The organism is Brevundimonas sp. FV1ye4L (assembly GCF_058681255.1).
In genome coordinates this window covers 336,968-350,969 of record NZ_CM178734.1, presented here as the reverse complement: position 1 = coordinate 350,969, position 14,002 = coordinate 336,968, and the positions used below count along the sequence as shown (strand labels likewise).

Sequence of the window (14,002 nt, the reverse complement as noted above, 5' to 3'; positions counted from 1 at the left end):
CGTTTCACGGCCTGGGCGTCGCCAGCAGACGCCCGTCGCCATACACGCCGCCCAGCCGCCCCGTCCGCGCCCAATCCAGCACGGCCTGATAATAGCCGGACGCATAGCCGATCGCGGTGCGCTTGCCGTCCGCCGCCGTCTCGAACCGGACGATGCCGTGGTCGGTGTCGGGGTATTCCAGCAGGGTGACCGGTCGTCCCTGAGCCGCCAGGTCGATCAGCCGTTGTCGTGTGGCTTCGGGCGGCGCGCCGGTGTCGTCCTCCGCCTGGATCCACAGCATGGGCGCGTCCAGACGGCTCAGCACCGGCAGCGGGTCGTAGTCCCACGAGGTTCCGACATCAAGCACCGGGGCCATGGCCACGATCTGCGCGTTCGGCGTGTTCAGCAAAAAGCCGGTGAACTCGCCCCGGATGTCGCCGAACCAGGGCTGGGCGCGATATCTGGCCCGCACGGCTTCCAGGCCGTCGAAACCGACCGCCCCGTGCGAGGCGATGAAGCCCCCCGTCACATCGGTGATCTCGCGCGCCTGTTCCAGCACATCGACGCCCCAGCCCTTGGCCTTCAGGTCCAGCATGACCTGGTCGCTGTCCTCCGCCAACGCCCCATAGGCCAGGCCGAAGCCCACGGTGACGAAGTCCACCGGCGTCAGGCTGGCGGCCAGCGGCGCGATCCAGCCGCCCTGGCTGGCGCCGTGCAGGCCGACCCGGCCCGCCCGACCTCCGGCCAGCCGACGGGCCTCGACCACGGCGGCGGCGGCGTCCTCGGCCAGGACATGGAAGTCCTGGGTGTACCGCCCCTCCGAGCCGCCCGAACCCCGCTTGGCGTAGACGAAAACGCCCACGCCCTCGGCCGGGGCGAACCGCTGGAAGGCGTTGAAGTCCAGCGCATTGGCGCCCTCCGACCCATGCACCTCGACCATGATGGGGACCGACCCGTCGCCCGGCGGAAGGATCAGCCGCCCCTTCAAACGCGTGCCGCCCTGGCCGACGAAGCTCGTCTCGCGCACGTCCTGGACCAGGCGCCTGCCGGTGCGCCCCTCGAACACGATCCGCCCCTCTTCGCAGGGTCCGAGCTGCGGCTGCGGGCCTTCGACGCGGGTGGTAAATCCCAGAGTGCTGCCCCAACGACCCTGGGCGTCCGGCATCATCCTGGCCGTGGACCCGTCCAGTCGACGCCACCGCAGCCCCTTGTTCGCCAGCGGCGCGACATCCACCCAACTGCCGTCGTCCAGCCGATAGACGCCGACATGACAGACCACGGCCGGATCGGGCCGCGCATCGACGTCGGCCCCCGGCGCCTGGGCCAAGGCTGGGGCGGCGACGGTGGAGACGGTGGAGACGACGAGAATCAGGGCGGCGATGAGCCAGGATTGCGACATGGGTGTTCCGATCAGCGGGTGGGTTCTCGCCCAACGCCATTGCCGCGCGGCCGCCGGCTCGCTAGGCCCGACTTCGCGAACGGCGCCGTGGGTGCGCGAATGGGACGGCATGGGCCACAGGGCGAAGACCATCATCGGGGCGAAAACCGCACGACGCTGGGCCGTCGACGCCCTCATGCTCGCCGCCATGGGGCTGCTGCTAGGTTTCCTCGGCCCCTTCGACTCGAACGATACGCCCCTCGCGCCCCGCTACGCCTACTGGATGATCTGTATGCTGGGCGGCGGGCTGATCGCCGTCGCGGTGGACGAGAGCCTGGGCCGTCGCCTGCCCGTCCTGTGGAGACGCGTGTTCCTCACCTCGGCGCTCGCCACCCCGCTGGTGACCCTGTTCGTCGTCCTGACCCAGCATCTGATGTTCGCAGAGCAGCGCTGGTCGATCTATCTGCCGCTGCTCTGGCAGGTCTGGCCCATCATGCTGGCGGCCATGGCGGTTCGGGCCCTCGTCTGGCGTCGGCTTCCCACGCGCGTCGAGACCCGCACCCTCGTCGTCCCGCCCCTGCCCGAGGCCGAGGCGGTCTTCCGCCGCAGACTGTCAGCCAGACGCCGCAGCGCGCGGCTGATCGCCATTGAGGCGCACGACCATTACCTGCGGGTCCATACCGATGCGGGCGCGGAGTTGATCACCCTGCGGTTCGCCGACGCCCTGGACGAACTGGCGCGGGCGCACGGATGGCGGGTCCATCGCTCGTGGTGGGTGGCGGCGGATGCTGTAGAAGAGGTGCGTTGGCGGCGTGGGACGGGCGAAATCCGCCTCGTCGGCGGCCTGACGGCGCCGGTCAGCCGGACCCACGGCCCCGTGCTGAAAGCGGCAGGCTGGCTCTAGGGGCCCCCGCCCGCCGTCGTGCGTGATCGCCCGGTCTGCGCCGGACGATCACGAATGGGACGACAGCCTATTCCGGCAGGTCTTCGGCCAGGATCGCCATCTCGAACATGAACGAGCCTTCCTCGTCCTCGTCCTCGAAGACGATGCCGATGAACTCGTCGCCGACATAGACCTCGGCCGAGTCGTTCTGCTTGGGACGGGCCTTCACGATGATGCCGCCGGTGTTGAAGGTGCGCTTGAGGTGGGCCTCGATGCGCTTCAGGTCGGTGTCTTTCACGGGGGGCCTCATGGTCTTGGGTTGGCGGCGGACCCTAGAGAAGTCGGGCCGTAAGGGGAACCCGTCAGATCACGAAGTCGTACACCACGTCGGCCAGCGTATGGTCCATGGTCCGCGCCGGCTCGGCCCCGGTGGGGCAGTTGACCAGGCGCGCCGGCACCCCGGCGACGGTGCAGCCCGACGGCACGGCCTTCAGCACCACCGAGCCCGAGGCCACCTTGGCGTAGTCGCCGACGTGGATATTGCCCAGCACCTTGGCCCCGGCGCCCAGCAGGACGCCCTTGCCGATCTTGGGATGGCGGTCGCCGCGCTCGGCGCCCGTGCCGCCCAGGGTCACCCCGTGCAGCATCGAGACGTCGTCGCCGACCACCGCCGTCTCGCCGATGACGATGCCGGTGCCATGGTCCAGGAACAGCCCCTGGCCCAGCCGCGCCGCCGGATGGATGTCCAGCTGGAACAGTTCGGAGATCCGGCTCTGGAAATGGAAGGCCAGGGTCTCGCGCCCCTGCCGCCACAGCCAGTGCGCCACGCGCCAGGCCTGCAGCGCCTGGAAACCTTTGAAATACAGGAAGGGCTGCAACAGGTTGCGGATGGCTGGGTCGCGTTCGGCCACGGCCTGAAGATCGGCCTCGGCCGCCGCCACCATGGCCGGATCGGCGATAAAGGCCGATAGGCAGACCTCGCGCACGGACATGGCGCTCATTTCCCCGTCGGCCAGTTTGCGCGCGATCTGGAAGCTGAGGGCGCCGGCCAAATCGTCGTGCGACAGAATGACGGCGTTCATCTGCGACCCCAGCTGGGGCTCTTCCCGCGACGCAGCCTCGGCCGAGGCGCGCAGCTGGCGCCACACGCTGTCGGTTTCCGCAACGATTTCAAGCTTGGCCATGACCGGCTCCTTCGGCGACATCATACCCGCCCCAGCATGGCCTGCGCCAGCGCCGGAGGCAGTTCCCCGTTCAACGCCATATGATAGGCCTTGTAGGCCGTCGCCACCGTCATCGCATCCTTCACCGTCCCGCGCCCGATCTCGTCCAGCAGGTCCATGAAGGGCACGCGCACGAGGGCGATCACCTCAGTCGGGTCCGGGGCCACGGGCACGGGGCTCAGATCCCAGGCGATCCAAGTCTGGGCCAGCTCCGTCGTGATCGAATTCGACATCTCCATCGTCAGGGCCGGAACCCAGGACGCCGCCTCCAGCCCGGCCTCTTCGGCCAGTTCCCGCTGCGCACCGTCAAACGGATCCTCGCCTGGAGGCGCGCCCCCTTCGGGCATCTCCCAGGAATAGTTGCCGAAGGCGAACCTCTGCTGACCGACCAGAACCACCGTCCCGTCGTCGTGAACGGGCAGCACCCCTGCGGCGAAGTTCTTGGGCCGCATCACCGTATACTCGCCGCGGTTGCCCGTCGGCGCGATCACCCGGTGGCGCGTCAACCGCATCCACGGATTTTCGAACACCGTCTCCTCGGTCTCGCTGCGCCAGACCGGGGGATTGACCAGCCCCTCGGCCCATTTCGGTTCGTCGGAATTGCTCATGCCCCAGCTATGGCGGATGACCACCCGAAAGCCTAGCTAGACCGCATGACCGAGCTGCCCATGATCCCCTTGAACGCGCCCCTGCCTGCCCCCGTTCTCTCACAGGAACTGCGCGACCGACTGGCCACGCGCCGCTCCGCCCCGGCCCAGGCCCTGACCGGCCCCGGCCCGACCGAGACCGAGCTGGACCAGATCCTCACCCTCGGCGCCCGCACCCCCGACCACGGCAAGCTCTTCCCCTGGCGGTTCGTCGTCCTGGGCCCGCGCAGCCGGGCCGAAATCGCCGAAAAGCTCGCCGTCCTGGCCGAGCTCCGCGACAAGCCGGCCAAGGATCAGGCTGTCCTGGCCAAGCTGACCGCCGCGCCCATCACCATTCTGGTCGTTTCGACCCCGGTCCCCGACGCCAAGCCGATCTGGGAGCAGCAACTGTCGGCCGGCGCCGTCTGCATGAACCTGGAACACGCGGCCGGCGCTTTCGGCTATTCGTCCAGCTGGATCACCGACTGGTACAGCTATGACCCCCAGGCCACAGCCCTGTTCGGCCTGACCGAGGGCGAAACCGTCGCCGGCTTCATCCACATCGGATCCCTGACCGAACCCGCCCTGGAACGTCCCCGCCCGGACTTGACCGCCAAGGTCACGCGCCTGCCCTAAGCGGAGCAGTGGCCTCTGTTAATCTTCCCCTCTTAACATCAGCGCCTTAACTGGAGACGTTACGGCCGATGTCCTGTGTGGGTTGCAAAGACGGAACGGGTTTCGATCTGCCCATCACCATGGCGTTTCAGCCGATCGTCGATGTGGCGAACCAGGCCGTCTTCGCCTACGAGGCCCTGGTGCGCGGCAAGGACGGCGCCGGCGCCGGGCAGGTCCTGGCGCAGATCTCAGCCGACAACCGCTACGCCTTCGACCAGTTGTGCCGAACCACCGCCATCGAACTGGCGGCCAGCCTCGACATGGCGGCCGAGGGCGCCAACCTGTCGATCAACTTCCTGCCCAATGCGGTCTATGAGCCGCGCGCCTGTATCCGCACCACGCTTGCGGCGGCGATGCGCACCGGCTTCCCGGTGAACCAGATCATCTTCGAGTTCACCGAGAGCGAGGCGATGGACGCGGATCATATCCTGAACATCCTGCGGTCCTATCGCGCCATGGGATTCAAGACCGCCATCGACGACTTCGGCGCCGGCTATGCCGGCCTGGGCCTGCTGGCCCTGTTCCAGCCGGACATCGTCAAGCTGGACATGGCCCTGATCCGCGACATCGACACCGACCCGGTCAAGCGCACCATCGTGCGCAACACCCTGAACATGCTGCGCGACCTGGGCGTCGAGCCGGTGTGCGAAGGGGTCGAGACCCTGGCCGAACACGACATCCTGCGCGACCTGGGCGTCGATCTGATGCAAGGCTATCTGCTGGGCAAGCCGGCGCTTGAGGCCCTGGCGCCGGTCGCATGGCCACGCGCGACGACCTCACTGGCCCGCACCGCCTGACGGTTCTTCCTCCGGCCGGTGCACGATCGACACCAGCACCACGGATATGATCATCAGCAGGAACCAGGCCCCCAGCTTGCCCAGGGACACCATCTCCCACCCCGCCTCCTGCCCCGGATAGGACCAGGCCCGCGCGAACGTGCCCAGGTTCTCGGCGAACCAGATGAACAGGGCCACCAGCCCGTACCCCAGCAGCAGCGGCATCGACCGCCTGCGCCGGTCCGCCGTGAAATAGAACCACCCCCGCCCAAACAGCACCAAGGTCGCCGCAAACAGCACGATCCGCACGTCCGGCAGCCAGTGATGGGCGAAGAAGTTGACGTAGATGGCCGCCGCCAGCGCCCAGGTCGTCCACAGCGGCGGATAGGCCCGCACCCGGATATGGAAGATCCGCTGCACCCGCGCGATATAGCTGCCCACCGCCGCATACATGAAGCCCGAGAACAGCGGCACGGCGCCGATCCGCAGCAGACTGTCCTCCGGATAGACCCACGACCCGTGCGCCGTCTTGAACAGCTCCATGATCGTCCCGGCCACATGGAACAGGAAGATCACCCGCGCCTCCTCCCAGCTCTCCAGCCGGAAGGCCAGCATGGCCGCCTGGATCACCACCGCCCCGACGGCCAGAAAATCATAGCGCGAGATGGGCGCCTGATCCGGCCACCACAGGAAGGTGCCGATGATCAGCGCCAGCATCAGCCCCCCGAACAGGCAGGCCCACCCCTGTTTCAGCCCGAACCAGAGGAATTCGTAGGCGTAGCGCCGCAGGCGGGACCGGTCGGCCCAGGTCTCGGCGCGTGTGAGGAGACGGCGCCCCCAGACTTCCAGCGGAAGGCGATGACTCATTCCTTCTCCCCTTGCGGGAGAAGGGGGCGGCCGCAGGCCGACGGATGAGGGGGCACACAAACCTCGACGCGAATAACAAGACAGGCGGCAAGACCGAACAACCCCTCATCCGACCTCGCTCCGCTCGGCCACCTTCTCCCACAGGGTGAGGAGGACGCAAGTTCGCAGATCGAGGAACAACCGCCTATCGCCGTCTGGCCATCGGCGGAAGCGAAGCCTCAACAGTCGCTATCAGTTCGGACGCCTCCTCGTATCCCTCCCACGCCGACTCTAGCGAGGCGGCGCAGTAATCCTCGGACATCGGTGGTGCGCTGTCCCCATATTTGGCGCGGCCAAAGGCGCCGAACAGAACCTGATCGAACAGGGGCAACTTCTTTTGATCGGCTTTAAACCGCGCGTACCCCGCCTCGAGCCGTCCCCTTTCGCCTGCACTCAGGAACCTCGCACACAGACCCTGGATATAACCCAAATGATCGACCGGCCTTATCGCCCTATCCATCTCTGGGGGCGCCCGGACGGCTCCTTCTCGCCTTGGTCCCATCTCGCCTGAGACTCTGAAGCGAACATTGAAGCTGATCTCATCTTCAACGGGCAAACCGGCTGCGGTCGCAGGCTGAAAACGGAAATCCGTACTCGCCGCCAGAGTGGCCTGGCCCAGCCCGAGATCCTCGGGCGTTTCCGAGACGACGCTGCAGTCGCGCGCACGGCCTTCCGTCGTGACCAAACAGGTCAGTCTAACAACCCCTTCGCCTTCCAGATCCATGAAATCCGCTGGCGGCTGGATGAAGGGCGATGCCTCAAGAACAGGCGGCGTCCGATCCGCGACATCCGGGGCCGTATTCTGACCGGCGTCCTGGCCTGTCAGAATGGCGAAAATGAACAGCAGCATTGCGCCCCTCTGCACCCCTCAATGAGCCACCTTCGCTCGGAGAGGGAGAAGGACGCAAGCCCTCACCCCCGCCCGCGATACGTCGGCACGCCCTGATCCGGCAGCCACAGCCCCTCCGGCGCGACGCCCGTCTGCCAGAAGACGTCGATCGGTATCCCCCCGCGCGGATACCAGTACCCCCCGATCCTCAGCCATTTCGGCGCCAGCAGGTCCGCCAGCCGCCGGCCGATGGCCACGGTGCAGTCCTCGTGGAAGGCGCCGTGGTTGCGGAAACTGGTCAGGTACAGTTTCAGGCTCTTGGACTCGACCAGCCACTCGCCCGGCGCATAGTCGATGACGATATGGGCGAAGTCCGGCTGGCCTGTCACCGGGCACAGGCTGGTGAACTCGGGCGCCGTGAATCGGGCCAGATACAGCGTATCCGCATGCGGGTTAGGCACCCGCTCCAGCACGGCCGTCTCGGGGCTGGTCGGGGCGGCGGTCTGGGCGCCGAGCTGGCTGAGATTGTCGGTGTAGTGGGTCATGGGGCGCATTTAGGCGTTTGCGGCGCGTAAGAAAATCCTCCCCGCACACAGCTTCCATCCCATGAGAGAGGGGACGAAGTCGGCCCGCCGCCCCAATTTCACTGCTTTGCAGACTGCACCCTCCCGATTGCCTTCCCCCGCGACACCCCGCTAAGCGTAGCGAAACAAAACCCTGGAGACGCCCGTGGCCATTCCCGCTTCGCTCGCAAAAGGCCTGACCCTGCCGATCATCTCGGCGCCCATGTTCCTGGTCTCCGGCCCGGATCTGGTGGTCGAGGCCTGCAACGCCGGGATCATCGGCACCTTCCCGTCGCTGAACCAGCGCACGACCGAGGGCTATCGCGACTGGATCCACGAGATCAAGGGCCGGCTGAAGCCCGAGGCGGCCGCATTCGGCGTCAATCACATCGTCCACCCGACCAATCCCCGGCTGATGGCCGACATGATGGTGTCGGTCGAGGAGAAGGTGCCGCTGATCATCACCTCGCTGGGCGCGGTGCGCGACGTGGTGGACGCCGTCCACGGCTATGGCGGTCAGGTCTTCCACGACATCGCCAACATCCGCCACGCCCGGAAGGCGGCCGAGGCCGGCGTCGACGGCCTGATCCTGGTCGCCAACGGCGCGGGCGGCCACGCCGGGATCATCAACCCCTTCGCCCTGGTCAACGAGGTGCGCAGCTTCTTCAAGGGGACCATCATCCTGTCCGGCGCCCTCTCGACCGGACAGGATGTCGCGGCGGCCCTGATGCTGGGCGCCGACTTCGCCTATATGGGCACCAGGTTCATCAATACGACCGAAGCCCTGGCGGTCGACGCCTATAAGCAGATGATCATCGACAGCGGTTCGACCGACATCATCCACACCCCGGCGGTGTCCGGCATCCCGGCCAACTTCATGAGCAAATCGTTGATCGAAAACGGGATCGATCCCAAACACCTGCCCGAGCACAAGCTGGACATGGGCGACGAGGCCAAGGCCTGGAAGACCGTCTGGTCCGCCGGCCAAGGCGCGGGCGCCATCCACGACGTCCTGCCCACCGCCGAACTGGTCGCCCGCCTGCGACAAGAGTTCGCTCAGGCCACGGAAGAATTCGCCATCAAAACCAGAGCAGGTTAAGGGCGGCTCCAACTCGCCTCTCGCGCGTTGGAGCCCTCATGATCCGCACCGCCCTCGCCGTCCTCGCCGCAGCCATCCTCACCACCCCTGCGGCGGCCCAATCGGGCTCAAACCCTTCGACGTCGTGGGACGCCTGGTCGTTCGTGGTGGGCGCCGGGACGGACAACCGCTCCAAGGCGGCGTCCAAGTCCGGCAACGACGGCTACGTTTTCGGCTCGGCAGTCTGGGAAAGCGCGGACGGCCTGTTCTACGTCTCCCCCGGCGTCGAGACGATCCAGGCGGGCGGCTCCAATGTCGAGGCCGAGTTCGTGGTCGGCTATCAGCCCGAGGCCTTCGGCTACCGCTTCGACTTCAACGCCGCCTACAAGAACCGCCTCGACGCCGAGGCCGGCTACGACGAGGATGGCTGGGAGCTGACGGGCAACATCAGCCGCTCCATCGGCCCCGCCAGCGCACGGCTCCAGGTCCAGTATTCGCCGGACGCCGCCGGTTCGACCGACTCTTTCACCTGGGTCGAGGGCCGGGTCGGCTGGGACTTCACCAATCGCCTGAACGGCACGGCCGCCGTCGGTCGTCGCGAACAGAACGGCGCACCCGACTACACAGGCTGGAACGCCGGCGTGACCTATGCGCTGACCGACGCGCTGGACCTCGACATCCGCTACTACGACACCAACGCCCACACCTTCGGCGAACAGTACGAGGATGCTCTGGTCGCAGAGGTCGCCTACGCCTTCTGACCCCCCGCCCTTGCGCCTGGGGGGCGGGAGGCCCATATGGGGAGGGTCGATCTCTCTGCGTAACGCCGCTGCTCCCTTTGCATCACGCACCGAGGTCCAAAAGCCGATCCCATTCAGACCCGACAGGCCGACCAGGGATCCCTCCCTGCGGTCAACGCCAGACGGAGGTCTCCAAATGGCTACCGGCACTGTTAAATGGTACAACCCCACCAAAGGCTACGGCTTCATCGCTCCCGATGATGGCGGCAAGGACGTCTTCGTCCACGCCTCGGCCGTCGAAACCTCGAGCCTCGGCTCGCTGAACGAAGGCCAAAAAATCGGCTACGAAATCGAGCGCGACCAGCGCTCCGGCAAGGAATCCGCCGGTCGCCTCACGGCGGCGGAGTAGGACACGCGCCTCAACACCATCGCCTTCGCCGGCGAGGTGACGAAGTTACTGCCGCTGGGCCGCCGCAAGGTTCGCCTGGACAACGGCCACGTCGTGACGGTTCTGCCCACGCTCGGTTCGCCTAACGGCGTCTCCGGGCTGGGCGACCAGGTCGTGGTCGAGATCGCCTTCAATCAGCTGAAGGGCTGGCGCCTCGCGCGCCGGCCCTGAAGCCTTTCTGCACGGATGACGACATGACCCCGCTCGCCGACATGATCCCGACGATGACCGACGCCGACCTGAACACCCTGCGCGCCAACGCGGCCCGCCTGGTCGAACACGGCGCCTCGACCCAGGTCATGGCCGCCAGCGACATCCTGCCGGTCATCGACGACGAACTCGCCCGCCGCGCCGCCCTGCCCAAGGCCGCCAAGGCCCCGGTCAAGCGCGCCGCCCCCAAGAAGAAGCTGCCGCCCGTCACCGGCCACCAGACGGCTCTGCCGTCCAGCTGAGGCTGACGACGACACCAGGCTGGCTGGGCGTGCTGCAAGGTTGCTAAAAGGCGTCCATGACGCCTGACGCCCTCCAGTCCTATCTCCAAGACCACATCCCGCTCTCCCGCGCGATGCAGGCCAGTGTCGAGGCCATCACACCGGACACCCTGACGCTTCAGGCGCCTCTCGCGCCCAATATCAATCACCGCGACACAGTGTTTGGTGGAAGCGCCTCAGCCTTGGCCATTCTCTCCGCCTGGTCGCTCGTGCACACCCGGCTGACAGCCGAAGGGCTGAAGGCGCGACTGGTGATCCAGTCCAACACCGTCCACTATGACCGAGCGATGGCGGGGACATTCCAGTCCACCGCCACATTGGCCGATCCCGCCGGCTGGCCGCGCTTCGTCGCCCTGTTCAATCGGCGCGGCAAGGCGCGAGTCACAGTCGTTGCGACCTTGACCGAGGATGGTAAGGCCGCAGGACGGTTCGAAGGCAGCTTCGTCGCCCTGAGCATGAGCGACGCCCAGGATCAGCCCAGGGCCTGATCCAGATCGGCGATCAGGTCCTCGACGTTCTCGACCCCGACCGACAGCCGGATCAGGCTGTCGGTGATGCCGCCGGCCTCGCGCACCTCCTTGGGCACGCTGGCGTGGGTCATGATGGCCGGGTGGTTCACCAGGCTCTCGACCCCGCCGAGCGACTCCGCCAGGGTGAAGACCTGCACCTGCTCCAGCACCCGCCGGGTCCGCTCCAGGTCGCCGTCCAGGATCACCGTCACCATGCCGCCGTAGCCCCCGTGCATCTGCCGCGCCGCCAGCGCGTGCTGCGGATGGGCGATCAGGCCGGGGTAGATGACCTTGGCCACCCCCTTGCGGGTCTCCAGCCAGCGGGCCACCGCCAGGGCGTTCTCGCAGTGGGCCTTCATCCGCAGCGCCAGGGTCTTCAGGCCCCGGTTGGCCAAGAAGGCGTCGAACGGCCCCATGATGCCGCCGACCGAGTTCTGCAGGAACTTGATCCGCGTCGCCAAGTCGGCATCGGCCGTCACCAGCACCCCGCCGATGATGTCCGAGTGGCCGTTCAGATATTTGGTCGCCGAGTGCATCACCACATCCGCCCCCAGGCTCAGCGGCTGCTGGCAGAAGGGTGTGGCGAAGGTGTTGTCCACGATCAGCAGCAGGCCATGCGCCTTGGCCACCTTCGACAGGGCGGTGACGTCGGCCAGCTTCATCAAGGGATTGGTCGGGGTCTCGACCCACAGCATCTTCGTCTTGGGCGTGATGGCCGCCTCGACCGCGGCGATGTCGCTCAGATCCACATAGGCGAAATCCAGCCCCATGGTGCGCCGACGCACTCGCTCGAACAGCCGCCACGAACCGCCGTACAGGTCGTCGCCCGTGACCACGTGGTCGCCCGCGTCCAGCAGCTCCAGCGCCGTCGAGGTCGCCGCCATGCCCGAGCCAAAGCCGAAGCCGTGCGTCCCGCCCTCCAGGTCGGCGATACAGGCCTCGAACGCCTCGCGCGTCGGGTTCTTGCCCCGCGCATACTCATAGCCCTTGTTCACCCCCGGGCTTTCCTGGGCGTAGGTCGAGGTGGCGTAGATCGGCGTCATCACCGCCCCGGTCGTCGGGTCGGGGTGCTGACCGGCATGGATGGCGCGGGTCGAGAAACCCTGGCTGTTCTTCTTGTCGGAATTCATTCGTCTTCCTCTTCGGGAGGCATCGCCTTGACGATCCATCCCCCTTCCGAAAGCTGGGCCAGATGGCCAGGCTCTATGGCGGGTAAACCGAGCGGCGCAAGTACGGGCATTAAGTGGTGCAGGTGCACGACCTGGGCATCTTCGGCGCCATGATCGAACCGGGCGCACAACACCTGCACGACCCTATCAACGTCATGAGCCACCTCGACCACCGGCTGACCATCGGTCACATGCCTGCACACGATGGCCGCCTGATCGTCCGCGAACTCATGGCCCATCAGCTTCAGCATTAACGGTTCAGGCTGAGGTGGTTGATCAGGTCGGTGCGGGTGATCAGGCCCACGAACCGCTCGCCGTCCAGCACGATGGCCACCCGGTCGCGGTCAAACACGGGGATCAGGGCGTCCAACGACTCCTTGACCTGAAGCGTATCCAGATCGCGCGTCATGGCCGAGGCCACCGGCTTGGCGAACCGCTCCTTGCGGGTGATCTCGTCGGTGTTCATCACCTGGATCAGATCGCTCTCGTCCAGGATGCCGACCAGACGGCCGTCCTCGATGATCGGCAGCTGGGACACGTCGGCGCCCTTCATCCGCTTGAAGGCGGTGTCCAGGGTGTCGCCCGGGCCGGCAACGACCACGTCGCCCTTCTCGTATTTGCGGTTGATCAGGTCCGACAGATCGCCGTGCAGCTCGCGCTCGCCCAGGCCCTGATCCGCCAGCCAGGCGTCGTTATAGACCTTGGACAGATACTTGGCCCCGGTGTCGCAGACGAAGGTGACGCAGGTCTTGGCCTCGGTCTGTTCGCGGCACCAGCGCAGGGCCGAGGCAATCAGGGTGCCCGAGGACGATCCCGCCAGGATGCCTTCCTTCAGCAGCAGTTCGCGCGCCGTGGCGATCGCCTCCGCGTCGGGGATCGAATAGGCCTTGTCGATCAGGCTCATGTCCGCCGTATCGGGCACGAAGTTCTGGCCGATGCCTTCGACGGTATAGCTGCCGTCCGGGCCGGGCACGCCGTCGTTGACGATGCCGGCCAGGGTCGATCCGACCGGATCGGCCAGGACGATCTGGGCCTTGGAGCCGACGCTCTTGAGGTAGCGCGCCACGCCGGTGATCGTCCCGCCCGAGCCGATACCGGCGACGAAAGCGTCGATGTCGCCCCCCGTCTGCTCCCAGATCTCCGGCCCCGTCGTCTTCACATGGGCGTCAGCGTTCGAATGGTTGGCGAACTGGTTGACGTAATAGGCGCCGGGAATGGCCTGCGACAGGCGCTCGGCCATGTCGGTGTAATATTCCGGATGCCCGTGCGGCACGTCCGAACGGGTCAGGCGAACATCGGCGCCCATGGCCCGCAAATGCTGGATCTTTTCCTTCGACATCTTGTCCGGAATGACCAGCAGCACCTTATAACCCCGCGCCCGACCGACCAGGGTCAGCGCCAGCCCCGTATTGCCGGCCGTCGCCTCGACGATGGTGCCGCCTTCCTTCAGCCAGCCTTCCTTCTCGGCCGCATCCAGCATCTCAACCGCAATCCGATCCTTGATCGAACCGCCGGGGTTCTGGGACTCCAGTTTCAACAGCAGCCGGCAGTTGCCGGTGTCGATCTTCGTCACCTCCACCATCGGCGTCTTGCCGATCAGATCCAGCGGCGACTTGACGGTCGCGCTCAGGGCGGGGGCGTTCAGGGACATCGAAGACTCCGGTTCAGGACGCAGAGAGGCTGAGGCCTCACATTCACATGGTCAACTCACGCAAGATTTGACCCAAGG

The 14,002-nt window shown here is 66.7% G+C and carries 19 protein-coding genes; 9 read left to right on the top strand and 10 right to left on the bottom strand.

The genetic code is table 11. The features are described 5' to 3' along the window. Positions 1 to 4 precede the first annotated feature (4 nt). A complete protein-coding gene (locus ACW17X_RS01700) occupies positions 5 to 1,378 on the bottom strand; it encodes an alpha/beta hydrolase family protein (RefSeq protein WP_492099289.1) in 1,374 nt (457 codons plus the stop codon). Here ACW17X_RS01700 and ACW17X_RS01695 point away from each other — a divergent pair. Then, on the top strand, positions 1,377 to 2,261 hold the full coding sequence (locus ACW17X_RS01695; protein ID WP_492099286.1) for a LytTR family DNA-binding domain-containing protein: 885 nt from the start codon (positions 1,377 to 1,379) through the stop codon (positions 2,259 to 2,261). The two genes, ACW17X_RS01700 and ACW17X_RS01695, sit on opposite strands and share 2 nt — an antisense overlap. A 67-nt stretch (positions 2,262 to 2,328) precedes the next feature. On the opposite strand, the gene ACW17X_RS01690 is transcribed toward ACW17X_RS01695, so the two are convergent. Genes ACW17X_RS01690 through ACW17X_RS01680 form a run of 3 tightly spaced genes read right to left on the bottom strand, consistent with a single transcriptional unit; the run spans position 2,329 to position 4,071 of the window. Further along, a complete protein-coding gene (locus ACW17X_RS01690) occupies positions 2,329 to 2,550 on the bottom strand; it encodes a DUF3126 family protein (RefSeq protein ID WP_040349403.1) in 222 nt (73 codons plus the stop codon). 52 nt (positions 2,551 to 2,602) lie between these two features. Next, positions 2,603 to 3,424 (bottom strand): serine O-acetyltransferase, encoded by an 822-nt coding sequence (gene cysE / locus ACW17X_RS01685; protein WP_492099285.1) that lies wholly within the window; start codon positions 3,422 to 3,424, stop codon positions 2,603 to 2,605. Between the two features lie 20 nt (positions 3,425 to 3,444). After that, a complete protein-coding gene (locus tag ACW17X_RS01680) occupies positions 3,445 to 4,071 on the bottom strand; it encodes an NUDIX domain-containing protein (protein ID WP_492099283.1) in 627 nt (208 codons plus the stop codon). Between the two features lie 45 nt (positions 4,072 to 4,116). On the opposite strand from ACW17X_RS01680, the gene ACW17X_RS01675 reads away from it, so the two are divergent. After that, positions 4,117 to 4,725 carry a nitroreductase family protein gene (locus ACW17X_RS01675; protein ID WP_492099281.1) on the top strand — a complete coding sequence of 203 codons (609 nt, stop codon included), beginning with the start codon at positions 4,117 to 4,119 and terminating at the stop codon, positions 4,723 to 4,725. Between the two features lie 68 nt (positions 4,726 to 4,793). Then, the gene (locus ACW17X_RS01670; protein ID WP_492099279.1) at positions 4,794 to 5,561 is read left to right on the top strand and encodes an EAL domain-containing protein; all 768 of its coding nucleotides are present in this window, start codon (positions 4,794 to 4,796) and stop codon (positions 5,559 to 5,561) included. Here ACW17X_RS01670 and ACW17X_RS01665 read toward each other — a convergent pair. From ACW17X_RS01665 to queF, 3 genes are all read right to left on the bottom strand, one after another. Next, positions 5,541 to 6,407: a DUF817 domain-containing protein gene (locus ACW17X_RS01665; protein ID WP_492099277.1), complete on the bottom strand. Its 867-nt coding sequence runs from the start codon at positions 6,405 to 6,407 to the stop codon at positions 5,541 to 5,543. The genes ACW17X_RS01670 and ACW17X_RS01665 overlap by 21 nt on opposite strands. A 184-nt stretch (positions 6,408 to 6,591) precedes the next feature. Then, a complete protein-coding gene (locus ACW17X_RS01660; protein WP_492099275.1) occupies positions 6,592 to 7,296 on the bottom strand; it encodes a TonB family protein in 705 nt (234 codons plus the stop codon). Positions 7,297 to 7,358: 62 nt separating this feature from the next. After that, a complete protein-coding gene (gene queF, locus ACW17X_RS01655; protein WP_267513726.1) occupies positions 7,359 to 7,820 on the bottom strand; it encodes a preQ(1) synthase in 462 nt (153 codons plus the stop codon). Positions 7,821 to 8,004: 184 nt separating this feature from the next. Between queF and ACW17X_RS01650 the strand changes: the two genes are divergently transcribed. The 6 genes from ACW17X_RS01650 to ACW17X_RS01625 all read left to right on the top strand — a co-directional run bounded on the left by ACW17X_RS01650 (position 8,005) and on the right by ACW17X_RS01625 (position 11,083). Next, a complete protein-coding gene (locus ACW17X_RS01650; RefSeq protein WP_492099273.1) occupies positions 8,005 to 8,937 on the top strand; it encodes an NAD(P)H-dependent flavin oxidoreductase in 933 nt (310 codons plus the stop codon). Between the two features lie 38 nt (positions 8,938 to 8,975). Beyond that, positions 8,976 to 9,677, top strand: coding sequence for a TorF family putative porin (locus ACW17X_RS01645; protein ID WP_492099271.1), 702 nt, complete (start codon positions 8,976 to 8,978; stop codon positions 9,675 to 9,677). Positions 9,678 to 9,852: 175 nt separating this feature from the next. Beyond that, on the top strand, positions 9,853 to 10,065 hold the full coding sequence (locus ACW17X_RS01640) for a cold-shock protein (protein WP_267513731.1): 213 nt from the start codon (positions 9,853 to 9,855) through the stop codon (positions 10,063 to 10,065). Between the two features lie 36 nt (positions 10,066 to 10,101). Continuing rightward, positions 10,102 to 10,275 carry a hypothetical protein gene (locus ACW17X_RS01635; RefSeq protein ID WP_492099269.1) on the top strand — a complete coding sequence of 58 codons (174 nt, stop codon included), beginning with the start codon at positions 10,102 to 10,104 and terminating at the stop codon, positions 10,273 to 10,275. A gap of 23 nt (positions 10,276 to 10,298) precedes the next feature. Next, the gene (locus ACW17X_RS01630; RefSeq protein WP_492040822.1) at positions 10,299 to 10,556 is read left to right on the top strand and encodes a hypothetical protein; all 258 of its coding nucleotides are present in this window, start codon (positions 10,299 to 10,301) and stop codon (positions 10,554 to 10,556) included. A gap of 56 nt (positions 10,557 to 10,612) precedes the next feature. Then, positions 10,613 to 11,083: a thioesterase domain-containing protein gene (locus ACW17X_RS01625; protein ID WP_492099267.1), complete on the top strand. Its 471-nt coding sequence runs from the start codon at positions 10,613 to 10,615 to the stop codon at positions 11,081 to 11,083. Here ACW17X_RS01625 and ACW17X_RS01620 read toward each other — a convergent pair. From ACW17X_RS01620 to ACW17X_RS01610, 3 genes are read right to left on the bottom strand one after another with little or no spacing between them, the layout of a single operon-like run. Continuing rightward, complete coding sequence (locus ACW17X_RS01620) at positions 11,068 to 12,234, bottom strand: cystathionine gamma-synthase (RefSeq protein WP_492099265.1); 1,167 nt, start codon at positions 12,232 to 12,234, stop codon at positions 11,068 to 11,070. The genes ACW17X_RS01625 and ACW17X_RS01620 overlap by 16 nt on opposite strands. Next, positions 12,231 to 12,524, bottom strand: coding sequence for a hypothetical protein (locus ACW17X_RS01615; RefSeq protein ID WP_492099263.1), 294 nt, complete (start codon positions 12,522 to 12,524; stop codon positions 12,231 to 12,233). Before ACW17X_RS01615 ends, ACW17X_RS01620 begins: the two co-directional genes overlap by 4 nt. After that, positions 12,524 to 13,924: a pyridoxal-phosphate dependent enzyme gene (locus tag ACW17X_RS01610; protein WP_492099262.1), complete on the bottom strand. Its 1,401-nt coding sequence runs from the start codon at positions 13,922 to 13,924 to the stop codon at positions 12,524 to 12,526. Before ACW17X_RS01610 ends, ACW17X_RS01615 begins: the two co-directional genes overlap by 1 nt. Positions 13,925 to 14,002 lie beyond the last annotated feature (78 nt).